The organism is Brachybacterium epidermidis, assembly GCF_015209585.1.
Taxonomy (GTDB): Bacteria; Actinomycetota; Actinomycetes; order Actinomycetales; family Dermabacteraceae; genus Brachybacterium; species Brachybacterium epidermidis.
The window spans coordinates 272410-299316 of the sequence record NZ_JADEYR010000001.1; the positions used below are offsets into that span (position 1 = coordinate 272410).

25 protein-coding genes and 3 tRNA genes are annotated in these 26907 nt (G+C 69.6%); 23 read left to right on the forward strand and 5 right to left on the reverse strand.

The features are described from left to right. The first annotated feature begins 2 nt into the window (after window positions 1-2). From IOE58_RS01225 to IOE58_RS01255, 7 genes are all read left to right on the forward strand, one after another. Complete coding sequence (locus IOE58_RS01225; protein WP_193864615.1) at window positions 3-4466, forward strand: type VII secretion EssC family protein; 4464 nt, start codon at window positions 3-5, stop codon at window positions 4464-4466. A gap of 195 nt (window positions 4467-4661) precedes the next feature. Next, the gene (locus tag IOE58_RS01230; RefSeq protein WP_193864889.1) at window positions 4662-4913 is read left to right on the forward strand and encodes a WXG100 family type VII secretion target; all 252 of its coding nucleotides are present in this window, start codon (window positions 4662-4664) and stop codon (window positions 4911-4913) included. A 115-nt stretch (window positions 4914-5028) separates the two neighbouring features. Then, window positions 5029-5511: a hypothetical protein gene (locus IOE58_RS01235; RefSeq protein WP_193864617.1), complete on the forward strand. Its 483-nt coding sequence runs from the start codon at window positions 5029-5031 to the stop codon at window positions 5509-5511. 339 nt (window positions 5512-5850) lie between these two features. Next, window positions 5851-6114, forward strand: a complete 264-nt coding sequence (locus IOE58_RS01240; RefSeq protein ID WP_193864618.1) for a WXG100 family type VII secretion target — start codon at window positions 5851-5853, stop codon at window positions 6112-6114. A gap of 47 nt (window positions 6115-6161) precedes the next feature. Further along, the gene (locus tag IOE58_RS01245; protein WP_228018453.1) at window positions 6162-6431 is read left to right on the forward strand and encodes a WXG100 family type VII secretion target; all 270 of its coding nucleotides are present in this window, start codon (window positions 6162-6164) and stop codon (window positions 6429-6431) included. 447 nt (window positions 6432-6878) lie between these two features. Then, window positions 6879-7157: a hypothetical protein gene (locus IOE58_RS01250; RefSeq protein WP_228018455.1), complete on the forward strand. Its 279-nt coding sequence runs from the start codon at window positions 6879-6881 to the stop codon at window positions 7155-7157. A gap of 75 nt (window positions 7158-7232) precedes the next feature. Next, window positions 7233-7502, forward strand: a complete 270-nt coding sequence (locus IOE58_RS01255) for a hypothetical protein (protein WP_228018457.1) — start codon at window positions 7233-7235, stop codon at window positions 7500-7502. A 117-nt stretch (window positions 7503-7619) separates the two neighbouring features. On the opposite strand, the gene IOE58_RS01260 is transcribed toward IOE58_RS01255, so the two are convergent. Beyond that, on the reverse strand, window positions 7620-8108 hold the full coding sequence (locus IOE58_RS01260; RefSeq protein WP_193864620.1) for a YajQ family cyclic di-GMP-binding protein: 489 nt from the start codon (window positions 8106-8108) through the stop codon (window positions 7620-7622). Between the two features lie 181 nt (window positions 8109-8289). On the opposite strand from IOE58_RS01260, the gene IOE58_RS01265 reads away from it, so the two are divergent. The 10 genes from IOE58_RS01265 to IOE58_RS01310 all read left to right on the forward strand — a co-directional run bounded on the left by IOE58_RS01265 (window position 8290) and on the right by IOE58_RS01310 (window position 14547). After that, window positions 8290-8371, forward strand: a tRNA-Tyr gene (locus IOE58_RS01265). An 85-nt stretch (window positions 8372-8456) separates the two neighbouring features. Next, a tRNA-Thr gene (locus IOE58_RS01270) sits at window positions 8457-8529 on the forward strand. A 54-nt stretch (window positions 8530-8583) separates the two neighbouring features. Continuing rightward, window positions 8584-8660 (forward strand) — tRNA-Met (locus IOE58_RS01275). A 96-nt stretch (window positions 8661-8756) separates the two neighbouring features. Next, window positions 8757-8927: a 50S ribosomal protein L33 gene (gene rpmG, locus IOE58_RS01280; protein ID WP_017823818.1), complete on the forward strand. Its 171-nt coding sequence runs from the start codon at window positions 8757-8759 to the stop codon at window positions 8925-8927. A gap of 137 nt (window positions 8928-9064) precedes the next feature. Then, window positions 9065-9517: an FAS1-like dehydratase domain-containing protein gene (locus tag IOE58_RS01285; RefSeq protein WP_193864621.1), complete on the forward strand. Its 453-nt coding sequence runs from the start codon at window positions 9065-9067 to the stop codon at window positions 9515-9517. 62 nt (window positions 9518-9579) lie between these two features. Then, window positions 9580-10053, forward strand: coding sequence for a MaoC/PaaZ C-terminal domain-containing protein (locus tag IOE58_RS01290; RefSeq protein ID WP_228018592.1), 474 nt, complete (start codon window positions 9580-9582; stop codon window positions 10051-10053). Further along, window positions 10050-11183, forward strand: a complete 1134-nt coding sequence (locus IOE58_RS01295; RefSeq protein WP_193864624.1) for a UDP-N-acetylmuramate dehydrogenase — start codon at window positions 10050-10052, stop codon at window positions 11181-11183. Before IOE58_RS01290 ends, IOE58_RS01295 begins: the two co-directional genes overlap by 4 nt. A gap of 66 nt (window positions 11184-11249) precedes the next feature. Next, window positions 11250-12518, forward strand: a complete 1269-nt coding sequence (gene glyA / locus IOE58_RS01300; RefSeq protein ID WP_431831683.1) for a serine hydroxymethyltransferase — start codon at window positions 11250-11252, stop codon at window positions 12516-12518. Window positions 12519-12680: 162 nt separating this feature from the next. Beyond that, window positions 12681-13586, forward strand: a complete 906-nt coding sequence (locus IOE58_RS01305) for a bifunctional methylenetetrahydrofolate dehydrogenase/methenyltetrahydrofolate cyclohydrolase (RefSeq protein WP_193864626.1) — start codon at window positions 12681-12683, stop codon at window positions 13584-13586. Between the two features lie 139 nt (window positions 13587-13725). Then, complete coding sequence (locus IOE58_RS01310; RefSeq protein WP_193864627.1) at window positions 13726-14547, forward strand: exodeoxyribonuclease III; 822 nt, start codon at window positions 13726-13728, stop codon at window positions 14545-14547. A 77-nt stretch (window positions 14548-14624) separates the two neighbouring features. Here IOE58_RS01310 and IOE58_RS01315 read toward each other — a convergent pair whose 3' ends face one another. The 4 genes from IOE58_RS01315 to sdhC all read right to left on the reverse strand — a co-directional run bounded on the left by IOE58_RS01315 (window position 14625) and on the right by sdhC (window position 18078). Then, entirely contained in the window at window positions 14625-15395 is a 771-nt protein-coding gene (locus tag IOE58_RS01315; RefSeq protein ID WP_193864629.1) for a succinate dehydrogenase iron-sulfur subunit, read from the reverse strand. Beyond that, a complete protein-coding gene (sdhA, locus tag IOE58_RS01320) occupies window positions 15395-17170 on the reverse strand; it encodes a succinate dehydrogenase flavoprotein subunit (protein ID WP_193864631.1) in 1776 nt (591 codons plus the stop codon). The genes IOE58_RS01315 and sdhA overlap by 1 nt, the downstream gene beginning before the upstream one ends. 70 nt (window positions 17171-17240) lie before the next feature. Beyond that, window positions 17241-17699, reverse strand: coding sequence for a succinate dehydrogenase, hydrophobic membrane anchor protein (sdhD, locus tag IOE58_RS01325; RefSeq protein ID WP_193864632.1), 459 nt, complete (start codon window positions 17697-17699; stop codon window positions 17241-17243). 1 nt (window position 17700) lies between these two features. Further along, window positions 17701-18078, reverse strand: a complete 378-nt coding sequence (gene sdhC / locus IOE58_RS01330; RefSeq protein ID WP_193864634.1) for a succinate dehydrogenase, cytochrome b556 subunit — start codon at window positions 18076-18078, stop codon at window positions 17701-17703. Between the two features lie 262 nt (window positions 18079-18340). Between sdhC and IOE58_RS01335 the strand changes: the two genes are divergently transcribed. The 6 genes from IOE58_RS01335 (at window position 18341) to IOE58_RS01360 (ending at window position 26901) form a co-directional block, all read left to right on the forward strand. After that, window positions 18341-19522, forward strand: coding sequence for a mannose-1-phosphate guanylyltransferase (locus IOE58_RS01335; RefSeq protein ID WP_193864635.1), 1182 nt, complete (start codon window positions 18341-18343; stop codon window positions 19520-19522). Between the two features lie 114 nt (window positions 19523-19636). Further along, on the forward strand, window positions 19637-20890 hold the full coding sequence (locus IOE58_RS01340) for a M20 family metallopeptidase (protein WP_193864894.1): 1254 nt from the start codon (window positions 19637-19639) through the stop codon (window positions 20888-20890). 316 nt (window positions 20891-21206) lie between these two features. Then, window positions 21207-22331 (forward strand): BMP family lipoprotein, encoded by a 1125-nt coding sequence (locus tag IOE58_RS01345; protein ID WP_193864637.1) that lies wholly within the window; start codon window positions 21207-21209, stop codon window positions 22329-22331. Between the two features lie 129 nt (window positions 22332-22460). Further along, on the forward strand, window positions 22461-24032 hold the full coding sequence (locus IOE58_RS01350; RefSeq protein ID WP_193864638.1) for an ATP-binding cassette domain-containing protein: 1572 nt from the start codon (window positions 22461-22463) through the stop codon (window positions 24030-24032). Continuing rightward, window positions 24029-25567 carry an ABC transporter permease gene (locus IOE58_RS01355; protein WP_193864639.1) on the forward strand — a complete coding sequence of 513 codons (1539 nt, stop codon included), beginning with the start codon at window positions 24029-24031 and terminating at the stop codon, window positions 25565-25567. The genes IOE58_RS01350 and IOE58_RS01355 overlap by 4 nt, the downstream gene beginning before the upstream one ends. Beyond that, window positions 25564-26901: an ABC transporter permease gene (locus IOE58_RS01360; protein ID WP_193864640.1), complete on the forward strand. Its 1338-nt coding sequence runs from the start codon at window positions 25564-25566 to the stop codon at window positions 26899-26901. The genes IOE58_RS01355 and IOE58_RS01360 overlap by 4 nt, the downstream gene beginning before the upstream one ends. The last annotated feature ends 6 nt before the right edge of the window (window positions 26902-26907 follow it).

A 26907-nucleotide genomic window follows, 5' to 3' on the forward strand; every position in this document is an offset into this window, starting at 1 on the left:
AGATGCGCATCAAGCTCACGCTGCGCAGGCCCGAGGACCGCCTGACGGACCTGGAGGTGACCGCGGACGCGACGGCCTCGGTCGCGGACGTCGCCAATGCGCTGTACCTTGCCGATCCGCTTCGCTCGGAGCTGGAGCCCCCGGAGGGGCTCACGCTGCAGGTGCAGGACCCGGGAGCCGGGCCCGGTGCGGGGGGTGTGCGCTCGCTGGACCGCGAGATCGACCTGATCCAGGCCGGGCTCCGCTCCGGCAGCGTGGTCTCCATCGCGCGCTCCTCCACCGAGTACGCCACCCGATCGGAGTCCCGCGGTGCGGCGGTGGCCCTGATGCGGGTGCTCTCGGGCCCGGAGGCAGGACGCGAGTTCCCCCTGCCCTCCGGTTCCAGCGTGGTGGGCCGTGAGGGAGACCTCGACATCCGCATCGCCGATCCGATGCTCTCCAAGCGGCACGCCCGCATCAACGTCGGGGACTCGATCGAGATCGTGGACATGCACTCGTCCAACGGCGTGGTCATCGGCGGTGAGCAGGTCCAGCGTGCCGTGATCGGCCCGGCCGACACCGTGCTGATCGGCCAGACCACCTTCTCCGTGATCGCCCTGCACCGCCTGGGCGGCACTGCCCCCAGCTCCCCGGTGGTGGAGTTCAACCGGTCCCCGCGCGTGGTGCCCCGCTTCCCCTACCGGCCGTTGAAGGCACCCACACCGCCCAAGGAGCCGGCCCCGCAGTTCTTCCCCATCTTCATGCTGTTCGCGCCCATCCTCATGGGCGGGTTCATGTTCTCCCTGACCCGCAGCCCGTTCTCGCTCATGTTCGTGTTCATGATGCCGATGATGGCCACGGCCGGGTACCTCAACCGCAAGTTCCAGCAGAAGAAGGTGCTCGAGCGGCAGATCCAGAACTTCGAGGAGGGGCTGGCCTCCCTCAAGCGCCGGGTCACCGCCGCACAGGACCTCGAACGCGCAGTGCGCCTGGTGGAGACCCCGTCGGCCGCCGACACGGTGGACGCCGCCTTCCGACTGGGCCGCCTGCTGTGGACCCACCGTCCCGAGCACAACGCCTTCGCCACGGTGAGGCTGGGCCTGGGGATCGCCGAGTCCCGGGTGGGCATCGAGATGCCCGGGGAGAACGACGCCATCCCCAAGTACTACGACATGCTCGACGACATGAACGAGGAGTACAAGCTGATCGCCGGCGTGCCGGTGGTCGCCGAGCTCCGCTACGCCGGCAACATCGGCGTCGCCGGTGGAGGTGACGAGGCCGATGGTGTGGCCAGGGGCATCGTCACCCAGCTGTTCTCCCTGCACTCACCGGCCGAGATGGCGATCGCTGCGATCACCTCGCGCTCCAGCCGGGACACGTGGCAGTGGCTGAAGTGGCTGCCGCACACCTCCAGTCCCCACTCGCCCCTGCCGGGTGATCATCTCGCCGACACCCCGGGGCGGGGCACCGCCCTGATGTCCCGGATCGAGGAGCTGATCGAGCAGCGCAGCGGCGGCGAGGCGGCACAGCTGCGCACCCCGATGACGCCGGACATCACCTCCGAGCCCGAGATCCCGCCCGAGCCGGTCACCCCCAACCTGGTGGTGATCATCGAGGACGACGCCCCTGTGGACCGCGCGCGGCTGGTGCGCATCGCGGAGCGCGGGCCCGACGTCGGCGTGCACGTGATCTGGTCGGCCTCCAACGTCGCCGCCCTGCCGGCTGCCTGCCGCACCTACGTGTCGGTCGAGGAGTCCGTGGAAGGTGCCAGCGCCGGGCACGTGCGGCTGGGGGAGCGGTACTACCCGGTCACCGTCGAGACCGTCTCGGTGGAGGTCGCCGCCGGCGTCGCCCGGCATCTGTCCCCCGTGGTGGATGCGGGCGTGCCCGTCGATGACGATTCCGACCTGCCGCGAGCCATCTCCTACCTCAAGCTCGGCGGCATGGCGCTGGCCGAGGACCCGGGGCACATCATCGAGCGGTGGAAGGAGAACAACTCCTTGACCCCGCGCGACGGATCGCCGCCCCAGCGCCGCAAGCACGACGCCAACCTGCGCGGGCTGATCGGCCACAACGGCCAGGACGCCTTCCACCTGGACCTGCGCACCCAGGGCCCCCACGCCCTGGTGGGCGGAACCACGGGTGCAGGCAAGTCGGAGTTCCTGCAGGCATGGGTGATGGGCATGGCCACTGCGCACAGCCCCGACCGCGTCACGTTCCTGTTCGTGGACTACAAGGGCGGTGCCGCGTTCGCCGATGCCATCACGCTGCCACACGCGGTGGGGCTGGTGACGGACCTGTCCCCGCACCTGGTGCGTCGTGCCCTGACCTCCCTGCGCGCCGAGCTGCACCACCGCGAGCACCTGCTGAACCGCAAGAAGGCCAAGGACCTGGTGTCCCTGGAGCGCACGGGGGACCCCGAGGCGCCTCCCAGCCTGATCATCATCGTCGACGAGTTCGCGGCTCTGGCCAAGGAGATCCCCGAGTTCGTGGACGGCGTGGTGGACGTGGCCGCCCGTGGTCGATCGCTGGGCCTGCACCTGATCCTGGCCACGCAGCGACCCGCCGGTGTCATCAAGGACAATCTGCGCGCCAACACCAACCTGCGGATCGCCCTGCGCATGGCCGACGAGGCCGATTCGAAGGACATCCTGGGCGATGCGATGGCTGCGCACTTCGACCCCGGGATCCCGGGCCGTGCTGCCGCCAAGACCGGGCCAGGGCGCATCGCCACCTTCCAGACGGGGTACGCCGGCGGGTGGACCACCCACGAGCCCGAGCGCGCCCGCATCGACATCGTGGAGATGGACTTCGGCACCGGTGAGCAGTGGGACATCCCCGCTCCACCCGCGAAGGAGGTCAAGGACCCCGGTCCCAATGACATCAGCCGCATGGTCCGGACCATCACCGCGGCCGCGGAGCAGGCGGGCGTGCCGACGCCGCGCAAACCGTGGCTGTCCGAGCTCGCCGAGGCGTACGACCTGGCCCGTCTGCCCAGTCGGCGCACCGACGAGGACCTCCTGATGGGCGTGATGGACGTCCCGGAGAACCAGGCACAGCCCACCGTGTCGTACTACCCAGACCGTGACGGCAACATGGCGATCTACGGCACCGGCGGCTCGGGCAAGTCCACGACGCTGCGCACCATCGCGATCTCGGCCGCCTCCACCGTGCGCGGTGGCCCGGTCCACGTGTACGGGCTCGACTTCGGCGCCTCCGGCCTGACGATGCTGGAGGAGCTGCCGCACGTGGGCGCCATCGTCTCCGGGGACGACGAGGAGCGGGTGATCCGACTGCTGCGCACCCTGCGCGAACTCATCGACGAGCGCGCCCGCGCCTTCTCGGCGATCCGCGCCGGGTCCGTGTCCGAGTACCGGGAGCTGGCGAACGCACCGGAGACCCCGCGCATCCTGCTGCTGGTCGACGGCATGGCCGCGTTCCGCGAGGCCTACGACTTCTCCAACCTGACGAAGTGGTTCACCACCTTCGTCCAGATCGCCACCGATGGCCGTCAGGTGGGCGTGCACGTGATCGTCACCGGTGATCGCCCCAACGCGATCCCCACCTCCCTGGGCTCGTCCATCCAGAGGCGGCTCATCCACCGCATGGCATCGGTGGACGACTACATGGCCTTCGGCGCACCCAAGGACGTGCTCGACGGCACCTCCCCGCCCGGGCGCGCGATCCTGGACAGTCACGAGATGCAGGTCGCAGTCCATGGCGGCGACTCCAACGTGGCCATCCAGTCGCGCGAGGTCAGCAAGCTCGCCCAGGCCATGAGGCGTGCCGGGGTCCCGGAGGCACCAGGGGTGAAGAGACTCCCCGAGCGCGTGGAGCTCTCGGAGCTGCGCCCCGTGGTCGACGGCCAGCCGGTGCTGGGCCTGGGGGACGAGACGCTCGCGGAAGTCACCTACGAGCCCCGTGGAGCCTTCATGGTCACCGGACCGATGGGATCGGGACGCACCACCGCGATGCTCACCATCGCGACCGGCCTCAAGGCGCTGCCCGCGCCCATGCGCCTGGTGCGCTTCTCCGCTCGCCGCACCCCGCTCACCGGCCTGCCGATCTGGGATGTGGAGGGGTCGGATCCGGAGACCGTCAAGGACCTGGCTGCCCAGCTGCGCCAGACCGTCGAGTCCGGCTCGGTCGCCGAGGGCAGGCTGGCCCTGTTCATCGACGGGGTCGCCGACTTCACCGGTACGGGGGTGGAGAACGACCTGGACAAGCTGATCCGTGCCTGCACCCGCGAGGGGCAGTTCGTGGTCGGTGAGAACGAGTCCGCCTCCTGGTCACAGGCCTACGTGCTGGCCCAGCCCTTCAAGGCGGGGCGGCGCGGTCTCCTGCTGCAGCCCGGGGAGATGGACGGCGACACGCTGCTGGGCACCGGTCTGGGCCGGGTGCGCCGGGCGGACTTCCCCACCGGCCGCGGGTTCCTGGTGTTCAGCGGCAGGGCGGTCAAGCTGCAGGTCGCCCAGATCACGACCTGAGGCGGCGCGGGGGACCGCACGGGGTTCCTCCCCAAGCCGTCCCCATGGGGACTCCTCCCCATGGCCGCGTGTCGCGGCCCGCTCTACAGTGGGACCGTCGAACAGTCGGCAGCAGGCGGTGCACGGGATTCGGGCGCGGCCGCGAGGCACCAGTAACTGAGGAAGGGGAACCCGACGGTGAACGCCTTGAAGGGTATGAATGTCGAAGAGGTCCGGGGCATGGCGCGCCAGCTGCGCGAGGCCGCGGAGGAGATCACCCGCATCGAGCAGGAGCTCACCAGCGGCCTCGAGGAAGTGGACTGGACGGGTCCTGATGCCGACCGTTTCCGCGGGCAGTGGTCCGGGGAGATGATCCCGGCCCTCCAGCAGATCATGAACTCGGTGAACGAGCTCGGCGAGACCGCTGATCGCAACGCTGCCGAGCAGGAGGCCACCTCCGGCTCCTGACCCGCAGGTGAGCACGAGCGGTACCACGTGAGGGGCCGGGATGGAACACCATCCCGGCCCCTCACCGTACTGATATGTTGACGGCGTCATCGGTGGGAGAAATCGGAGCCAGTTCATGTCCAAGACCATCCTGTTCCCGAGCGCAGATTTCCCGGGTCCGCCGCAGATCCGCCTCGACGTCCCCGATGAGTGGGAGACCCTCACCGTCCCCGGCGTCCAGATGGCGGTCGCACAGCCCCGAGTCGAGGGCAGGTTCCGCGCCAACGTGGTGGTGACGGTCCAACGTTTCGGTCCGGACTTCAGCCTGGAGGCGGCAAAGGCCGGCCTCGAGCAGCGCAAGGCGGTGCTGCCCGAGCTCGAGGAGATCGGGACCGGGGAGATCACCCTGGACGAGATCACCTGGATCGCGAGCGAGTACGGGTACACGCAGCCGGGCCGTCCCACCGTCGTGCAGGCCGCACGGTATGCGGTGGTGGACCGGGCCGGCGTCGCCACGGACGTGGTGGAGATCGTCGGAAGCTGCGGTGCCGAGCACGCGGAGGACGAGATCGAGGTGGTGCGCTCGATCCAGGACTCCGTGCACCTGGTGCTGGACTGACCATCCGCCGACCCGGAGGGCTGCCCCGAGGTCGGGAACCGCGGTGCAGACGACGATTGTGGATAGTCCGCCTCTGACAAGGAGGTGGGCGGTCCACAGTCTGTGAGCCCCAGGGGTGGCTGTGACCTGGACCGATGGCGCTTGGCGCCGCCCTCGGCGCGGGCGGGGCGCCCCGGTAGGGGAGGGGAGAGGTGCCTGGGGAGTTCTCCCCATCGACGGGTGACGTGGCATGTCCGTACAGTGATGGCATCACAACGGGAACGATCGAGGAAGCGGCACGGAGCTGCGGAGGTCACCCCCGAGCTGATGCCACGGAATCACCGAGAAAAGGGGAACACCATGAAGAAGGGCATGAATCCGGAGGCCGTCGACCAGCTCGCCGGCCAGGTCGACTCGCTGATCGAGAACATGGAGACCATCTACTCCGGTCGCCTGGGCTACGTCACCGACCTGGACTGGACCGGTGAGGACCGCGATCGCTACGTGCCGGAGTTCGAGGAGCAGGTTGGCACCGCCAACAAGACCGTCGTCCAGAAGCTCACCGAGCTCGCCGAGAAGCTTCGCGCCAACGCTCAGCACCAGCGCGAGACCTCCAGCTCCTGATCCGCACCTGAACTCACCGCACACATACGTCACAGAGGGGAAACACCATGGCTTTCAAGGGTATGAATCCGGACGAGGGTCGCGAGACCGCATCGCTCGTCACCGAGGCTGCCACCGTCGTCAACGACACCACCGACAACGTCACCTCGCAGGTGATGGGCGTGGAGTGGGTCGGCCCTGACTACGACGCCTTCACCGAGGAGTGGAACTCGTTCCTCGCCGGCCCGCTGCAGGCCCTCTCCGAGGCCTACCGCAACAAGGGCGACGAGCTCACCAAGCACGCCGATCAGCAGGACGAGACCTCGAACGCTGTCTGATCCGGTCCTTGCGCCTCACATCGGGCGCATCGGATCTCTCGAATGCCCCATCTCCTACGGGAGGTGGGGCATTCGGCGTTGCCGGCCGGCCATGGGGCAGCCCTCCCAGGGGTCATGACGCCTGCACCAGTGCTTGTCGGCGCCGTTCCCGATGCCACCCGTGGGAGCCGCCGCGCTGCCGGCTCGAGGCCCGTCGTCGGTGCCGCGCCGCTGCAGTGCACCGGGGGGCGAGACGCCGGCGCAGAGCGCCCGTTATCCACAAGGGCAGGCCGTGCACAATCCGCCCTTGCCTGCGAGAATGCGCCGCTGAACGGGTGGGGAGGAACATGGGGACTAGTCCCCATCGCCTCAACGACCGGTCCCGTCTAATCTGAGGACATCACCCGGGGGACCTCGATCGATGAAGCCGGAGGCGGAGATCGATCTCAGGGGTGCACACCCGACACCATGACTGGGAGGAACACCATGAAGAAGGGCATGACCCCGGAGGCCGTCGAGCAGATGGCCGAGCAGATCCGCGGCGCCGGCGACGACACCAACGCCGCCTACACCACCGTCCAGGGGCGGGTCACCGATTTCGACTGGACCGGTGAGGACCGCGACCGCTACGTCTCCGATTTCGACAGCAGCATCGGGCAGCTCGTGCAGCAGGTCCGTCAGCAGGCCCAGGACTTCGCCGAGCGGGCCCAGCGCAACGCTCAGGAGCAGCGCGACGCCTCCGCCTGATCCCCAGACACCGACCAGCAGGGGCGCTGAGGGGCGCCGCATCAGCACTCACGACATCTTCAGAAGGGGAGCATCATGGCTTTCAAGGGAATGGACCCGGAGGAGGGGCGCGAGGTCGCCTCGGAGATCACTCGGACCGGCGAGCAGATCCTGGAGTACTTCGACTCCGTCACCTCGGTGGTGAGCTCGGTCGACTGGATCGGGCCCGACTACGACGCATACCTCGATGACTGGAACAGCTTCGTGTCCGGTTCGATCGCTGGTCTCGTCGAGGCTCTCAACGCCAAGAGCGAAGAGCTGACGCGTCACGCCGATCAGCAGGACGACACCTCGAACGCGGTCTGATCGCTGGGCGCGGCTGCGTCGGCTCCGCCCACGCACCGCCGTCGCCTCGCGCATGGGCAGGAGGCCCCGATCCCCTTCTCAGGGATCGGGGCCTCCTGCTGCACAGATCGGAGGGCGTCAGCGGTAGTTGATGAACTGCAGTGCGACGTCGAGGTCCTTGCCCTTGAGCAGTGCGATCACGGCCTGCAGGTCGTCCCTGCTCTTGGAGGAGACCCGCAGCTCGTCGCCCTGGATCTGCGCCTTGACGCCCTTGGGGCCCTCGTCGCGGATGATCTTGGAGATCTTCTTGGCCTCGTCCGAGGCGATGCCCTCCTTGAGGCCGGCGGCCAGGCGCACCTCCTTGCCGGATTGCTTGGGCTCGCCCACCTCGAGGGCCTTCAGCGAGATCCCGCGGCGCACCAGCTTGGACTGCAGGACGTCGAGCACGGCGAGCACGCGCTCCTCCGCGTTGGCGGTCATCACGATCTCGTCGCCGTTGAGACTGATCGAGGCGCCCGTGTTGCGGAAGTCGTAGCGCTGCCCCACTTCCTTGATCGCCTGGTTCACGGCGTTGTCGATCTCCTGGCGATCGAGCTTGCTGACGATGTCGAACGACGAGTCGGCCATGAGGCTCCTCCCTCTGCTTCCACGGGTTCCACCGGGACCGGCGCCCGGCTCCACAGTGCAACCCACTGTAGACGGCGTCGACTGTGACCACCTTCATGCACCCCGGGGCCGCCTCGGGTTCGCACGGTCGGCCGCGCCCCGGTATGCTGGTCCAGGTCCGCTCCACGGCGGATGCAAGCCCGGCAGGTTACCCGAGGGGCCAAAGGGAGCTGACTGTAAATCAGCTGGCATCGCCTACGGGGGTTCGAATCCCTCACCTGCCACTGCGGAGGGTCCGTGTGATCCGACGCACCGGGGCTCGCACGTGAATTGCCGCTGCGGCAAGGAATGTGTAGAGTCCACCGGGTTGCCCTGATAGCTCAGTCGGCAGAGCATCTCCATGGTAAGGAGAAGGTCAAGGGTTCGATTCCCTTTCAGGGCTCTGATGGATGTGCCGGCCCGATCTCGTACGAGGTCGGGCCGTCGCGTCGATCATGCCGGGGTAGCTCAGACGGTCAGAGCGCACGACTCATAATCGTGAGGTCGCGGGTTCGATCCCCGCCCTCGGTACCACACCGGTCATGCCGGTAGTGCAGATCCATCCCGCATACGGGAACCCACGCGGCGCGCGGGATAACAGCGCGCCACCCGGAACGAAAGAGGCGAACCGTGGCGAGCAAGAGCTCTGACGTGCGTCCCAAGATCACCATGGCCTGCACCGAGTGCAAGGCACGCAACTACATCACCAAGAAGAACCGCCGCAACACCCCGGACCGTCTGGAGCTCTCGAAGTTCTGTCCCACCTGCGGCAAGCAGACCGCCCACCGCGAGACCCGCTGACCGGGCCGAGCGCACCCACCAGAGGCCATTCGGGTTCACCCCGGGTGGCCTCTCGTGCATCCTGATGGGTGACGCAGGCAGCGCCTGCCCTTCCCGTGCTGTACCAGCCCGCCCCCCGCCTGATCCAGGGAGACGCCATGACCGCCACTGCCCCTGACCCCTCCTTCGCCGGCCGCACCTACCCGCCCGGCCCGGTGCACACGGTCTCCGCCCAGAAGATCGCCGAGTTCGCACGCGCCACCGGCGCCGCCTCCGCCCTGCACACCGACCCCGCGGCCGCGCGCGCGGCCGGCCACGCCGACGTCATCGCCCCGCCCACCTTCCTGGTCTCGCTGGCGCAGGCGACTGAGGCGCAGTACATCGAGGACCCGGCGGCAGGCATCGACTTCACCAGGGTGGTGCACGGGGAGGAGTCCTTCGACCTGCACCGCCCCGTGGTGGCCGGTGACCGCCTGGTGCCCACGCTCACCGTCGAGTCGATCCGTTCCGCGGGCGGGCACAGCATGGTCGCCACCCGGGTGGACGTGACCGATGAGACCGGGCAGGGCGTGGCCAGCGTGCGCAGCATGCTCGTGGTCCGCGGCGAGTGACACCAGGAGGAACCATGAACACCGATGCACACACCCCCGCGCAGCCCGTCGCGAAGGAGCCGATGGGCGCCGTGCACCCCTCGATCGACCTCACCTCCCTCACCAAGGGGCAGCAGATCGCCCGGACCACGCACCCCCTCTCCCGGGACACCCTGGTGCGGTACGCCGGGGCCTCCGGCGACTTCAACCCCATCCACTACAACGACACCGCCGCCACCGAGGCCGGGCTGCCGGGCGTCATCGCCCACGGCATGCTCACGATGGGTGTGGCGATCAACGGTGTCATCGAGGCCATCGGCGACCCCACCGCCGTGCGCTCCTACTCGGTGCGCTTCACCAGTCCCGTCGAGGTCCCCGCCACCGGTGAGGTGCTGCTCGAGGTGGTCGCCGTGGTCGGCGCCGTCGACGAGGAGGCCGGTACCGCCCGGATCGACCTCACCGCCCAGGTGGGGGAGACGAAGGTGCTGGGACGCGCCCGTGCCACCGTCGCGCTGCCTACTGGCAGGGCAGACGCGCCCGTGGGCGGTGCCGCATGAGGCTGGCGGACCTGACCACCCTGCGCATCGGCGGGCAGATCCGCACGCTGGTCGAGGCCCGCACCGAGTCCGAGGTGATCGAGGCAGTCCGCGCCGCTGACGAGGCCGGCGAGCCGCTGCTCGTCCTCGGCGGGGGCTCCAACCTGGTCGCCTCCGATGCGCCCTTCGAGGGGACCGTGGTGCTGTTGCGGGACCCGGAAGACGCCCCGCTGCTCGATGCGACCTGCGAGATCAGCCCCTCCGGGGAGCCGGACGGGATCGCCGTGGATCCCTCCGAGCTCAGTCCGCTGGACCCCACCTGCGGTGGCGCTATCGTCGAGTACTTCGCCGGGGTGAACTGGGATCGCGCCGTGCGGTACGCGATCGCTCGTGAGATGGTCGGCATCGAGGCCCTCTCCGGGATCCCCGGCACTGTGGGGGCCACCCCGATCCAGAACGTCGGCGCCTACGGTCAGGAGGTCGCCACCACCATCACCCGGGTGCGCACCTGGGACCGCCACGAGCAGAAGGTGCGCACGTTCTTCGCTGCCGACTGCGGATTCGCGTACCGAGACAGCGTCTTCAAGCGCACGCCCTACGAGGGAGCGGCGGGCTCCGCCACCGGTCGGTACGTGGTGCTGGCGGTGACGTTCCAGCACACCATCGGCAGCCTCTCCGCCCCGATCCGCTACGCGCAGCTGGCCGGCGAGCTCGGTGTGGACGTCGGCGCCAGGGTGCCGATGGCGCAGGTGCGGGAGGCGGTGCTGCGGATCCGCGGCGCGAAGGGGATGATGCTGGACGCCGCCGACCACGACACCTGGAGCGCGGGCTCCTTCTTCACCAATCCGATCCTCGAGCGCTCCACCGCGGAGCGCCTGCCCGACGGCGCTCCCCGCTATGCGGCAGGGGCGGAGCAGGTCAAGACCAGCGCCGCCTGGCTCATCAGCAGCGCGGGGATCGAACTGGGTCACCGGATCGCGCCCGAGGCCCCGGCCTCCGTGTCCACCAAGCACTCCTTGGCACTGACCAACCGGGGCGGGGCCGGCAGCGACGACCTGGTCGCCCTCGCTCGTGACGTGCAGGAGCGCGTGCGGGACGCCTTCGGGATCGATCTCGTCCCGGAACCCGTACGCCTCGGCCTGGATCTGTGAGCGGGCTCTAGGATGGGGGCGGCGACGATGCCCCCGCTCCTCACCTCGATGCCCGCAGGAGGCCCTGTGAACGTCCTCGACCAGTCCATCGCCGAGCTCGACCCGGACATCGCCCGGGTGCTCGATGCCGAGCTCGCCCGTCAGCAGCGCACGCTGGAGATGATCGCCAGCGAGAACTTCGTGCCGCGCGCTGTGCTGCAGGCCCAGGGCTCCGTGCTCACCAACAAGTACGCCGAGGGCTACCCGGGCAGGCGCTACTACGGGGGCTGCGAAGAGGTCGACGTCGCCGAGCAGATCGCGATCGACCGCGCGAAGGCACTGTTCGGGGCCGAGCACGCCAACGTCCAGCCCCATTCCGGCGCCACCGCCAACGCCGCGGTCATGCACGCACTGGCGCGCGCCGGCGACAAGCTGATGGGCCTCTCCCTCGCCCACGGCGGTCACCTCACCCACGGCATGAAGATCAACTTCTCCGGCCGCCTGTACGACATCGTCGCGTACGAGACCGAGCCGGGCACCGGCCTGATCGACATGGCCAAGGTGCGCGAGCTCGCCGTGGCCGAGCAGCCCAAGGTGATCGTCGCCGGCTGGTCCGCCTACACGCGTCACCTCGACTTCGCTGCCTTCCGCGAGATCGCCGACGAGGTGGGCGCGGCCCTGTGGGTGGACATGGCCCACTTCGCGGGCCTGGTCGCCGCCGGCCTGCACCCCAGCCCCGTCCCGTACGCGGACGTCGTCTCCACCACGATCCACAAGACGATCGGCGGTCCGCGCTCCGGCATGATCCTGTGCAAGCAGGAGTGGGCCAAGAAGATCGACTCCGCCGTGTTTCCCGGCCAGCAGGGCGGGCCGCTCATGCACGTCATCGCGGCCAAGGCAGTGGCGCTCAAGATCGCGGCCTCTGAGGACTTCAAGGACCGCCAGGCGCGCACCCTCGAGGGCGCCCGGATCCTCGCCGACCGGCTGCAGGCCGAGGATGTGAAGTCCGCCGGCGTCAAGGTGATCTCCGGGGGCACCGATGTGCACCTGGTCCTGGTGGACCTGGTGGACAGCGAGCTGGATGGCCAGCAGGCCGAGGACCGCCTGCACGAGGTGGGCATCACCGTGAACCGCAACGCGGTCCCCAACGATCCGCGCCCGCCGCGGGTCACCTCCGGTCTGCGCATCGGCACCCCGGCCCTGGCCACCCGCGGCTTCGGTGCAGAGGAGTTCACCGAGGTGGCTGACGTGATCGCCCAGGCACTGCTGCCGGAGGCCGACCTGGAATCCCTGCGCCGCCGCACCGCCGTGCTCGCCGACTCCACGCCGCTGTACGCGGACCTCCAGCAGTACTGAGGCGCCGTGCCCGGGCTCGCCCCGAGCCCGGGCACGAGCACCCACCTCGCACCATCGACCGGTGAGCAGGCCCCACCGACCCGAGGGCCAGGCTCATCGACGCGGGGGCACGCCCCACCGACCCCGTGGGATGCCCCATCACCAAGGAGACGAACCAGTTCCATGACTGCACAGATCCTCGACGGCAAGGCCACCGCCAAGGCCATCAAGTCCGAGCTCGCCGAGCGGGTCGCCGCTCTGATCGACGCCGGCCACCCCCAGCCCGGGCTGGCCACCGTGCTGGTGGGGGACGACCCCGGCAGCGCCGCCTACGTGCGCGGAAAGCACCGCGACAGCCAGCAGGTGGGCATGAACTCCATCCAGAAGCACCTGCCCGCCGATGCCGACCAGGAGCAGATCGAAGCCGTCGTGGACGAGCTGAACGCCGATCCGGCCTGCACCGGTTACATCGTCCAGCTGCCCCTGCCCGGGCACATCGACACCGACGCGGTGCTCGAGCGGATGGACCCTGCCAAGGACGCCGATGGGCTGCACCCGATGAACCTGGGGCGCCTGGTGCTCAACGCCAAGGGGGACATCCACACCCCGCTGCCCTGCACCCCGCGCGCGGTCATCGAGCTGCTGGAACGCCATGGGATCGACCTGGACGGAAAGGACGTGGTGGTGGTGGGGCGCGGCGTCACCGTGGGCCGCTCCATCGGGGCACTCATGACCCGCCGGGCGATCAACGCGACCGTCACCCTCACCCACACAGGGACCCGCGACCTGCCCTCCCATCTGCGTCGGGCAGACGTCATCGTGGCCGCGGCCGGCACCGCGCACCTGGTGCGGCCAGAGGACGTCAAGCCGGGCGCGGTCGTGCTGGATGTGGGCGTGTCCCGTCAGGAGGACGAGGACACCGGCAAGGCCCGCCTGGTGGGCGATGTCGATCCCGGCGTGGCCGAGGTGGCCTCCTGGATCTCACCGAACCCCGGCGGCGTGGGCCCGATGACACGAGCCCTGCTGGTCAAGAACGTGGTGGAGATGGCCGAGCACGCAGCCGGGATCGAGCACAGCGCACAGGACTGAGCGGCCCGCTGCCGCCCGGTGAGCTCCCCTGCCACCGAGCGGGCCGAGCACGGTCCGACCCGGCCCCAGGGGCGTCGCCGGGTCGGCTCCGGTGCCTCTCGGTTCGACCGGGGGCGCGCCGCACAGTGATACTGGGGCCATGACCTTCACCCTCGCCACCGTCAACGTCAACGGCCTGCGAGCGGCCGCCCGCAAGGGCATGGCCGACTGGCTCGCCGACACCACCGCCGATGTGATCACCCTGCAGGAGGTGCGTGCACCCGACGAACTGATCGCCGATCTCGTCGGTGAGGGCTGGAGCATCGTGGGGGAGGCCTCCCAGCTCAAGGGACGCGCCGGCGTCGCGATCGCTGCGCGCACGGAGCTGGAGCGGATCGACCTCGACGACGTTCGCCGCGGGCTCCCGGGTCTTGAGGGCGACTCCCACACGGGGCGCTGGCTCGAGGCGGACCTCGAGGATCCGCTCGACGACGGCAGGGAGCTCACCGTGATCTCCTGCTACATGCACTCGGGCAACACCGAGAAGCCGCAGACCATGACGGACAAGTACGCGTTCCTGGACGGCATGCTCGAGCGACTCGACCAGCTGCGGGCCGACGGGCGTCACGTCGTGCTCACCGGGGACATCAACATCGCCCACCGCGAGGTGGACATCAAGAACTGGAAGGGCAACGTGAAGTCCGCGGGCTTCCTGCCCGAGGAGCGCGCCTATCTGGACCGGCTGCTGGTCGAAGGCGACTGGGTGGACGTGCATCGCGCCCTCGCCGGTGAGGGGCCCGGCCCCTACACCTGGTGGTCCCAGCGCGGGAAGGCCTACGACAACGACTCCGGCTGGCGCATCGACTACCAGATCGCCACTGCGGACCTCGCAGCACGCGCCACCTCCGCCCAGGTGGATCGAGCACCCAGCTACGACACTCGCTGGTCCGATCATGCCCCGCTGGTGGTCACCTACTCCTGAGGCCCTCGGCCCCACGCAGAACGCCCCTCACGGTCCGGCAGCGGACCATGAGGGGCGTTTCGCTCAGTGCTGGGAGTTCAGATGCGCCCGCGGATCACGGCCTGCTTGACCTCCGCGATGGCCTTGGTGACCTCGATGCCGCGCGGGCAGGCCTCCGAGCAGTTGAAGGTGGTGCGGCAGCGCCACACACCCTCGCGCGAGTTCAGGATCTCCAGCCGCTGCTCGCCGGCATCGTCACGCGAGTCGAAGATGAACCGGTGCGCGTTGACGATCGCGGCGGGGCCGAAGTACTGGCCGTCGGTCCAGAACACCGGGCACGAGGAGGTGCAGGCGGCACACAGGATGCACTTGGTGGTGTCGTCGAACCGCTCGCGCTGCTCAGCGGACTGCAGGCGCTCGCGACTGGGCTCCTGCCCCTTGGCGACCAGGAACGGCATCACCTCGCGGTAGGAGTCGAAGAACGGCTCCATGTCCACGATGAGGTCCTTCTCCACCGGCAGGCCCTTGATGGGCTCGATGGTGATGGGCTTGTCGATGTCCAGGTCCTTCAGCAGGGTCTTGCAGGCCAGGCGATTGCGGCCGTTGATCCGCATGGCGTCGGACCCGCAGATCCCGTGCGCGCAGGAGCGACGGAAGGACAGGGAGCCGTCCAGGTGCCACTTGATCTCGTGCAGGGCGTCCAGCACGCGATCGGTGCCGTGCATGGTGACGGTGAAGTCCTGCCAGTGAGTACCCTTCTCGCCCTCGGGATCGAAACGGGCGATCCGCAGGGTGACCTCGAAGGAAGGGATCTCGCTGGCGCTGGACTCGGGCGAGGTGGCCTGGGGCTTGTCGGCGACGACTGACATCAGAACGTGCGCTCCTTCGGCTCGTAGCGGGTGATCACGACGGGCTTGGTGCCCAGACGGATCTGGGTGCCCTCGGTGCCCTCCTCACCCTCCAGGGTGCGGTAGGCCATCGTGTGGTGCAGGAAGTTGACGTCGTCGCGCTTCTCGAAGTCCTCGCGGAAGTGACCGCCGCGGGACTCCCTGCGGTACAGGGCGCCGAGCGCGACGACCTCGGCGAGGTCCAGCAGGAAGCCGAGCTCGACGGCCTCCAGCAGGTCCAGGTTGTAGCGCTTGCCCTTGTCCTGCACGGCGACGGTCGCGTAACGCTCCTTCAGCACGGCGATGTCGGCCAGGGCCTTGCGGCAGGTCTCGTCGGTGCGGAACACCTGGACGTTGGCGTCCATGGTCTCCTGCAGGTCGCGGCGGATGTCGGCGATGCGATCCTCCGTGGCGGGTCGATCCCGCAGCCGCTCCAGCAGCTCCACCGTGGGGGCCTCCACGCCCTCGGCCAGCTCGGGCAGCTCCACCGTGGCGGCGTGCTCGGCGGCAGCGATGCCGGCGCGGCGGCCGAACACGTTGATGTCCAGCAGGGAGTTGGTGCCCAGGCGGTTGCCGCCGTGGACGGACACGCACGCCACCTCGCCGGCTGCGTACAGGCCGGGGATGGTGTCCACCTCGTTGCGCAGCACCTCGCCGCGGATGTTGGTGGGAATGCCGCCCATCGCGTAGTGCGCGGTGGGGTACACCGGGACGGGTTCGGTGTACGGCTCCACCCCCAGGTAGGTGCGGGCGAACTCGGTGATGTCCGGGAGCTTCGCGTCGATGTGCGCGGGCTCGAGGTGGGTCAGGTCCAGGTACACGTAGTCCTTGTTGGGGCCGGCACCGCGGCCCTCGCGCACCTCGTTGGCCATGGCACGGGCCACCACGTCGCGCGGGGCGAGATCCTTCAGGGTGGGAGCGTAGCGCTCCATGAAGCGCTCCATCTCGCTGTTGCGCAGGATGCCGCCCTCGCCGCGGGCCGCCTCCGAGAGCAGGATGCCCAGACCGGCCAGACCGGTGGGGTGGAACTGGAAGAACTCCATGTCCTCCAGGGGGATGCCCCGGCGCAGCGCCATGGCCGGGCCGTCACCGGTGAGGGTGTGGGCGTTGGAGGTGGTCTTGAAGATCTTGCCGAAGCCGCCGGAGGCGAACACCACGGACTTCGCGCGGAACACGTGGATCTCACCGGTGGCCAGTTCATAGGTGACCACGCCGGCGGCGCGCACGCCGTCGTCGGTGCGCGGGTCGCCGGTCATCAGGATGTCCAGCACGTAGTACTCGTTGAAGAACTCCACCTGCTGCTTGACGCAGTTCTGGTAGAGGGTCTGCAGGATCATGTGCCCGGTGCGGTCGGCCGCGTAGCAGGCGCGGCGCACAGGAGCCTCGCCGTGCTCACGCGTGTGACCGCCGAAGCGGCGCTGATCGATGCGGCCCTCGGGGGTGCGGTTGAACGGCAGCCCCATCTTCTCCAGGTCCAGCACCGCATCGATGGCCTCCTTGGCCATCACCTCGGCGGCGTCCTGGTCGACCAGGTAGTCGCCGCCCTTGACGGTGTCGTAGGTGTGCCACTCCCAGTTGTCCTCCTCGACGTTGGCGAGAGCGGCGCACATGCCGCCCTGGGCGGCGCCGGTGTGGGACCGGGTGGGGTACAGCTTGGTGACCACGGCGGTGCGGGCGCGCTTGGAGGACTCCAGGGCGGCGCGCATGCCAGCGCCGCCGGCGCCGACGATCACCACGTCGTAGCTATGGGTCTGCATGGGGGTCAGTGCTCCGTTTCGATCACGACAGGAGAAGGAGTGCAGGGGGTGGTGCGCCGGGCGGGCGCGCTCAGCCCTCGCAGATGGAGGGAAGCAGGGACGGATCGGCACCCACGGGGCACGGATCGAAGGTGAAGACCACCAGGGTTCCCAGCACGATGGTGAGCACCACCGCGAAGTACAGCAGGCCCTTGAGCACCAGGCGCATCGTGGAGCCGCGCGCGTAGTCGTTGATGATGGTGCGCACGCCGTTGCCGCCGTGGATGAGTCCCAGCCACAGCATCAGCAGGTCCCACACCTGCCAGAACGGGGAGGCCCACTTGCCGGCGACGAACGCGAAGTCGATGCCCTTGACGCCCTCGCCGAGCCAGAGGTTCACGAACAGGTGACCGAACACCAGGATGACCAGCAACACGCCGGAGACCCGCATGAACAGCCAGGACAGCATCTCCGTGTTGATCCCGCGCTGGCCGGTGCGGCGGTACCGGGTGGAGGGATCCGGGATCTGGGTGGTGGACTGTGCGGTCATCTCAGCCTCCGAACATGTGCATCAGGTGGCGGGGGACGAAGCCGATCATCAGCAGCGCCCACACCGCGACGACACCCCAGAACAGTGCGCGCTGGTGGCGGGTGCCCTGGGACCAGAAGTCCACCAGGATGATCCGCAGGCCGTTGAGCGCGTGGAAAAGCACAGCCGCGACCAGACCGATCTCGCCGAGGCCGAACACCACGGACTTGTAGTGGCCGATCACCTCGTTGTAGGCCTCGGGGGAGACGCGCACCAGTGCTGTGTCCAGGACGTGCACGAGCAGGAACAGGAAGATGAGCATTCCCGAGATGCGGTGCGCGACCCAGGACCACATGCCCTCGCGGCCGCGATAGAGCGTCCCGGACTGGGCTGATGCCACAAGGTCCTCCAGAAACGACGGGATGGGGCCGAGGGGAAGGATGCACTGCCGCGACGCGAGGCCTCGCGAGAACCGGGTGCCGGAGCGAGTCCGTGACCGGCCCGCGCTGACTGTGCGCGCCCGAGCGGACGAGCACGTCACGACACGGCGACATCATCATCGCCCCCGACAGGGGCCCGGCCAGCCTAGCACTTGGACGTGCAGGTCCGCGCGCACCTGCCGGGGTCTGAGAGGTCCGCCGGGGCCTGGGTACGCTGTCGCCATGTCCGATATGCCCTTCGTTCCCGTGATCCCCGCCGGTGGCGCCGGAACACGGCTGTGGCCGCTGTCGCGCAGCACGCATCCGAAGTTCCTGCTGGACCTCACCGGCAGCGGCTCCTCCCTGCTGCAGCAGACCCTCGCACGGCTGGCGCCCCTGGCGGACCGACCGCCCGTCATCGTGACCGGGAGTGGGCACGCGCACGCCGTCCAGCAGCAGGTCGCGGAGGCGGGGGCGACGGCCCGGGTGCTGACCGAGCCCACCCCGCGCAATTCGATGCCGGCGATAGCGCTGGCCGCAGCCGTGGTGGAGCGCGAGGAGCCGACGGCTGTGATCGGCTCCTTCGCCGCCGACCACCTGATCGCGGACACCCAGGGCTTCGCCGAGAGCGTCCGCGCCGCCCGACGAGCCGCTGAGCTGGGCCACCTGGTCACCCTCGGCATCCAGCCCACCCATCCCGCCACGGGGTTCGGCTACATCGAACAGGCCCCGGTATCGGATGGCCACGGGGCCGAGGGCGGCGGAGCCGGCGACCCCGCCCAGCGTCAGCTGCGTGCCGCGGGCGCCCGCCCGGTCGTCCGCTTCGTGGAGAAGCCTGACGCCGCGCTCGCCGAGGAGTTCCTGACCACCGGCAGGTTCCTGTGGAACGCAGGCATGTTCGTCGTCGGGGCGGGGGTGCTGCTCGATGCCCTGGCCGAACAGATCCCCCCTCTCGCCGCCGGAGTCCGCTCGATCGCCGCCGCCCGCGGCACCGCGCAGGAGCGGGAGGTGATGGAGCGCCTCTGGCCCACGCTCACCAGCATCGCCATCGACCACGCGCTGGCCGAGCCCCTCGCGGCGGCCGGCAGGGTCGCCGTCGTGCCTGCCTCCTTCGACTGGGACGACGTCGGCGACTTCGCCGCCCTCGCCCGTCAGCTGCGTGCCCGCGCGGGCACGAGGGAGGAAGTCGGCGTGCGCCGCGACGGGTCCGATGTCCAGGTGCTGGGCACCGCACGGGTCGATGCCGTCGACTCCCGGGCCACGGTGTACGGTGCCACCCATCGCCACGTCGCCCTGGTCGGGCTGGACGGGGTCAGCGTCGTCGACACCGAGGACGTGCTGCTCGTCCTCGCCGACGATCACGCCCAGAATCTGGGCACCCTGGTGGGCCGACTGCCCCAGGCAGGCCTGGACCATCTGCGCTGATCGCCGACGGCGACCCGCCCGGAGCAGCGACTGCATCCCCGATCCGGGACGACATGGCCGGGACATGACAGCAGCAACGGACGAAGGACAGCACAGGTGGATCAGCCGCTGGTGATCGCAGCCACCGGGACGACAGCATCGGTCGCCCCCGCGCAGGGACGCACGGGGGAGGGGCTGCTGGGTCCGGACGGCCTGCTCCACCGCACGATCGTCGAACGATCCCGGCAGCTGCGCGACATCCGACGCCATCTGCACCGTCACCCCGAGCTGTCCCATGAGGAGCACCGCACCACCGACTACGTGGTCCAGCAGCTGCAGGCCCTAGGGCTCGAGCCGAAGCGGATGCCCCGTACCGGTGCGGTGTGCGACATCCCGGGCTCCGATCCCGATCTGAAGCCCGTCGCGCTGCGAGCCGACATGGACGCCCTGGGGATCCCGGAGCTGTCCACCGTGTCCTACCGCTCCACGGTCGAGGGGGTCTCCCACGCCTGCGGCCATGACGTGCACATGAGCGCCGTGATCGGTGCCGCGCACGCACTGGTCCGGGTCGCCGACGAGGGCGCCCTGCGGCGCGGGGTGCGCCTGGTGTTCCAGCCGTCGGAGGAGAAGCACCCCTGCGGAGCGCTCGAGCTGATCGGCGAGGGCGTGGTCGATGACGTCGACTCGATCTTCGCCCTGCACTGCGACCCCGGGGTCGACGTGGGCCACGTCGGCCTGAAGTCGGGACCCATCACCTCCGCCACTGATCCCGTGCGGATCCAGGTGCGCGGAGCCGGCGGGCACACCTCCCGGCCTCACCTCACCCAGGACCTGGTCTACGCCCTGGGATCGATCGCGACCCAGCTGCCGGCGGCACTGAGCCGGCGCATGGACCCCCGTTCCGGGGTCAACCTCACCTGGGGAAGCATCCACGCCGGTTCGGCCTTCAACGCGATCCCGAGCTCGGGCACCCTGGAGGGGACGCTGCGCTGCCTGGACCACGACGCCTGGGACCGTGCCGAGGACCTGCTCGAGGAGGTCCTGGCCGCTCTGGTGCGTCCCTGGGGGGTCGAGGCCCGGGTGACCCATGATCGCGGGGTGCCCCCGGTGTCCAACTCCCCGCACAGCGTCGAGGTGCTCTCCGCCGCCGTGACCGACGTGCTGGGGAGGCAGAACCTCGACCCCACGGCGCAGTCGCTGGGCGGTGAGGACTTCGCCTGGTACCTGGAGAAGGTGCCCGGGGCCCTGGCACGCCTGGGCACGCGCACCCCCGGCGGCCGCACCTACGACCTCCACATGGGCGATCTGATGATCGACGAGCGGGCGATCGACATCGGCGCCGAGGTGCTCGCCGCCGCCTGCCTGCTGCGCGACGCCCACGCCGCCTGACCGCGGAGCGGAGCCCCCCGCACCCCGGCATTCCCGCAAGCCGGGCCCATCGTCCAGCGCACACTGCCGACCTCGCCTGTGATCTGCCTCTCGGCCGTCATCGGCGGCGGGCTGCGGATTCGAGTTCGCACGCAGTTAACGTGCCTGTCATGTGCGCGTCGATTTCATAACGGTTCATGTCGATGGGCCGTCGGTCCGTACACGGGACGCCGGTCCCGGATACCCTGCAGGGGACCGCTGACGCTCAGGCCGCCCACCATGCGGACCCGTCCGGTCCCTGTCCACATCCTCCTGCTCGTCACACCGGAGATCCTTCATGAAGAACCTCTCGCGCGCGCTCGCCCTCGGCGGCGCCGGAATCCTCACCCTTGCCGCGTGCGGCACCGCTCCCGAGGCCGGTGGCGGCAACGGCGATGGCGGCGGCAGCGACGCCGGCGGTGCCGGCAGCGAATACAAGGCCTGCATGGTCTCCGATTCCGGCGGCTGGGACGACAAGTCCTTCAACGAGTCCAGCTACAACGGTCTGATGGCCGCGGAGGAGGAGCTCGGGATCCAGACCCAGACCGCTGAGTCCACCGCCGTCTCCGAGTTCGAGCCCAACATCAACAACCTCGTCTCCTCGGACTGCAACCTGATCTTCACCGTGGGCTTCCTGCTGGCCCCGGCCACCGGCAACGCCGCCCAGGCCAACGAGGACATCGACTTCGCGATCGTGGACTCCACCGCACAGGACGCCGACGGCAACCCGATCGAGCTGGACAACGTCAAGCCCATCGAGTTCAACACCGCCGAGGCCGCGTTCCTGGCCGGCTATCTTGCCGCCGGCATGACCGAGACCGGCAAGGTCGCCACCTACGGCGGCATGGACATCCCCACCGTCACCATCTTCATGGACGGCTACGTGGACGGCGTGGCCCACTACAACGAGACCCACGGCACGAACGTCGAGGTGCTCGGCTGGAACAAGGACTCCCAGTCCGGCTCCATCATCGCCTCCTTCGAGGACCAGTCCAAGGGCAAGGCCGTCTCCGACGAGTTCTACAACGCCGGCGCGGACATCATCATGCCGGTGGCGGGCCCCGTGGGCGCCGGCACCCTGGCCTCCGCCAAGGAGGGCGAGGGCCGCATGGTGATCTGGGTCGACGCCGATGGCTACGAGACCAACTCCTCCGACGCCGAGGCACAGAGCGTGATCCTCACCTCCGTGATGAAGCTGATGGGCGAGGCGGTGCAGGCCGTAACCGCCGAGGGCTCCGAGGGCTCCTTCGACAACTCCCCGTACGTGGGCACCCTGGAGAACGGTGGTGTGGGCCTGGCCCCGTTCCACGACTTCGAGGACAAGGTCCCCGAGGAGCTGAAGGGTGAGCTGGACACCCTCACGCAGGAGATCATCGACGGCACCGTGACCGTCGAGTCCGAGGCTGCTCCCAAGGAGTCCTGACCCCTACCCGCGTGACGCGGCTCCGCCTCCGGGAGGAGCCGCGTCACCGCGCCGCCCCGGCACCGGGGTGGTCGCGACCACCCGCCCTCGCCCCTCGCCGGCGGGGCGGCGCTGACGGAAGCGAGTGCTGTGAAGCTCGAACTGCGTGAGATCACGAAGACCTTCGGGACCTTCGTGGCCAATGACGCCATCGACCTGGTGATCGAGCCCGGGGAGATCCACTCCCTGCTGGGCGAGAACGGGGCCGGCAAGTCCACCCTGATGAACGTGCTGTACGGCCTGTACCGGCCGGACGGCGGGCAGATCCTCATCGACGACCAGCCGGTGCGGTTCACCGGTCCCGGTGACGCCATGGCGGCGGGCATCGGCATGGTCCACCAGCACTTCATGTTGGTGCCCGTGTTCACGGTGGCCGAGAACGTGGTGCTGGGCCACGAGCCCACCAAGGGCGGGATGCTCGACATCGCCGCGGCCCGGGAGCTGGTGCGAGAGATCTCCGCGCGATTCGGGTTCGACCTGGACCCGGACGCCCTGGTCGAGGACCTCCCGGTGGGCGCACAGCAGCGCGTCGAGATCGTCAAGGCCCTCAGCCGGCACGCCGAGGTGCTGGTGCTGGACGAGCCCACCGCGGTGCTCACCCCCCACGAGACCGATGAGCTGATGAACATCATGCGCCAGCTGCGCAACGAGGGGACCTCGATCGTGTTCATCACCCACAAGCTGCGCGAGGTCAAGGCGGTCTCCGACCGCATCACCGTGATCCGCCGCGGCAAGGTGGTGGGCACCGCCGACCCCTCCGCCGACCAGGCCGACCTGGCCTCCCTGATGGTGGGCCGACAGGTGTCCCTGGCTCTGGACAAGGCCCCCGCCGCACCCGGTGAGGTGGCCCTCCAGGTCTCGGATCTGCGCGTCACCGATGACGCCGGAGTGCGCACCCTGGACGGCGTCAGCTTCGACGTGCACCGCGGCGAGGTGCTCGCCGTGGCGGGCGTGCAGGGCAACGGCCAGACCGAGCTCACCGAGGCGCTGCTGGGCCTGCAGGACAACGTCCAGGGCTCCGCGGTGCTCCACGGCGCCGAGCTGGTGGGCCGCTCCACCAAGCAGATCCTCGACGCGGGCATCGGCTTCGTCCCCGAGGACCGCACCCATGACGCCCTGGTGCCGGACTTCTCCGTGGCCGAGAACCTGGTGCTTGACCAGTTCAACCGCGCCCCGTACGGGTCCGCGCTGTCGATGAACCCCACCGCGGTGCGCACCAACGCGGACACCCTGGTCGGGGACTTCGACGTGCGCACGGACTCCCCGCAGAACGCCGTGTCCACCTTGTCCGGAGGCAACCAGCAGAAGGTGGTGATGGCCCGCGCTCTCAACCGTGAGCTGTCGCTGCTGATCGCCTCGCAGCCCACCCGCGGCGTGGACGTCGGCTCGATCGAGTTCCTGCACCGTCGGATCCTCGGCGAGCGCGACAAGGGAACGCCCGTGATCATCGTGTCCACCGAGCTGGACGAGGTCACGCAGCTGGCCGACCGCATCGCCGTGATGTACCGCGGCACCATCCTGGGCATCGTCCCCGGGGACACCGACCGTGACGTGCTGGGCCTGATGATGGCCGGCTACACCGCCGAGGCCGCGCGGGAGGCCGTCGCCTCCGGTGCCCGCACCACCGACTCCCAGCTCGCTGATGAAGGAGAGCTCGCATGAGCGCCGTGACCCCCTCCGCCGCGGAGCAGGGCAGCGCCCCGGGCGTCGGCTCCGGCGGCACCGGCTCCGAGGCCCCGCCGCCTGCGGACCCCTCGCAGGACCGCTGGGGCCGGTTGGTGCAGGACATCGCCCGAGGCAACCTGCTGGTGGTGGTCGCCAGCTTCGTGTTCGCCTTCATCATCGGTTCGATCCTGATCCTGATCGCCGACACCGAGGTGCGCGAGGCCCTCGGCTACTTCTTCGCGCGTCCGGGGGACACCTTCAGTGCCGCCTGGCAGTCGATCAGCCAGGCCTACGCGGCGATGTTCCGCGGAGCCGTGTTCGACTTCCCCGGCTTCACCCGCACCCTGGAGTCGCTGCGAGCCGACGGCGGCACGGGCACCTACGTGTGGGGTCCCGCGCTGATGCGCGGCCTGCGCCCCCTCACGGAGACCCTCACCATCGCCACCCCCCTGGTGATCGCGGCCTGCGGCATGGCGGTGGGCTTCCGCGCCGGCCTGTTCAACATCGGCGGCACCGGCCAGCTGATCGTCGGTGCCATGGTGGCCGGCTATGTGGGCTTCACCTTCCAGCTCCCGATCGTGATCCACCTGCTGGTGGCCCTGGTCGTGGGTGTCATCGCCGGTGCGTTCTGGGGCGGGATCGCAGGCTTCCTCAAGGCCCGCTTCGGCGCCAACGAGGTCATCAGCACCATCATGCTGAACTGGATCGCCACCTACCTGCTGTTCTTCGCCCTGAAGACCAGTGCGTTCACCGGCGCCAACCAGTCCCAGCCCACCTCGCCCTCCGTGAAGGACACCGCCTCCCTGCCGCTGCTGCTGGGCAGCCAGTTCCGCCTCCACGCCGGCATCCTGCTGGCCATCGCCGTGGTGGTGTTCCTGTGGTGGCTGATGAACCGCTCCACCCTCGGGTTCCAGTTCCGTGCCGTCGGCTCCAACCCGCGCGCCGCCCGCGTGGCCGGCATCTCCCCGGCCCGCGCCTCCTTCGCCGTGATGGCGGTGGCCGGCGCCCTGGTTGGCCTGGCCGGCGCCGTGCACATCCTGGGCACCGAGAAGCGCCTCACCGACGGCATCGCCGGCTCGCTCGGCTTCGATGCGATCACCGTCGCCCTGCTGGGCCGCTCCGGGCCGGTGGGCATCGTGCTGGCCGGCCTGCTGTTCGCGGGCCTGTCCACCGGCGGCCGCTACATGGAGACCCAGCAGGGCGTGCCCCTGGACCTGGTCTCCGTGATCCAGGCCCTGGTGGTGCTGTTCATCGCGGCGCCGCCGCTGGTGCGCACCCTGATCGGCCTGCGCCGCGTGGACAACCCCGGAGCGGGCGAGCGGCGCCGCCGTGCCCGTGCCACCTCCGGAGCAGGGGAGGACCGCACGGGGGCCACCCGGAACGGCGGTTCCTCCGTCGTGAGCACCAGCAGCGCTGCGACCAGCCAGGCACCCTCCTTCTCGGGCAGCAGTGCGGCGCCTGACCCCGCCGAACCACCGGGCAGTGCTGAGCGGTCCGGGGCCCGGACCGAGACGAAGGGAGAGGACCGATGAGCGCCACCACGCGCCTGGCCTCCGATGACGCCGTCGTCCAGAAGGCCGTCGTCGACGAGCGTCCCTCCACGTGGTGGCACCTGCCGCTGACCACCACCATCCTGGGCGTGCTGGGACTGATCTTCTTCGGGCTGCGCGGCATCCCCGGCGCCTCCAGCACCTACGGCATCGCCCGTGAGAAGGACCTGAACCCGCTGGGGATCCTTCCCGAGCAGGTGACCGTCCCGTCCATGGCCGCCTCCATCGTGCTCGCGGTGATCGCGCTGCTCGCCTCGGCAGCGCTGTGGGCACTCCAGTCCCGGCCCCACCGCCTGCGCCCTGCGATCCGCAACACCCTGGTGGGCATCTTCGCGGTGGCCTGGGTGCTGTCCTTCATGACCTGGGTGATCTCCGAGCGATCCCTCAGCGTCGGGACCCTGCTGCAGTCCACGGTCATCCTCGCCGTCCCCCTCGCCTTCGGTGCGCTGTCCGGTGTGCTGTCCGAGCGCGCCGGTGTCATCAACATCGCCATCGAGGGTCAGCTGCTGTTCGGTGCGTTCGGTGCCGCACTGGTGGGCTCCCTGCTCGGCAATGTGTGGGCCGGCCTGATCGCGGCCCCGCTGGTGGCGGTGCTGATGGGTGCCCTGCTGGCTCTGTTCGCCGTGGGGTACCAGGTACAGCAGATCATCGTCGGCGTGGTGCTGAACGTGTTCGCCGTGGGCATCACCTCGTTCTTCTTCGGCTCGGTGATGAGCGCGAACCCCGGGATGTTCAACTCCCCCATGCGACTGCCCACCCTGCGGATCCCCCTGCTGGCGGACATCCCGCTGATCGGCTCGGCCCTGTTCGAGCAGAACATCCTGGTGTACCTGATGTGGGTCATCGTGGTCGTGCTGACCATCGCCCTGTTCCGCACCCGCTGGGGACTGCGGGTCCGCGCGGTCGGCGAGCACCCGCGGGCCGCTGACACCGTCGGCATCAAGGTCAACCCCACCCGCTGGTCCAACGTGCTGCTGGGTTCGGCCGTGGCCGGCCTGGGAGGCGCGATGCTCACCATCGGCACCGGTGTGGCCTTCGGCGAGGACATGTCCGCCGGCAAGGGCTACATCGCCCTGGCCGCCATGATCCTGGGCCGCTACCACCCCGTCGGGGCGCTGCTGGCCGCGCTCACCTTCGCCTTCGCCGACTCGCTGCAGCTGCGCCTGGGCACCATGAGCGCCGCCGAGGGCGGTGTGAGCATCCCCGGTGACTTCCTGCTGATGCTGCCCTACGTGGTCGCACTGTTCGCGGTCGCCGGCGTGGTGGGCCGCGTGCGCGTTCCCGCCGCGGACGGCATCCCCTACGTCAAGCAGTGACCCAGG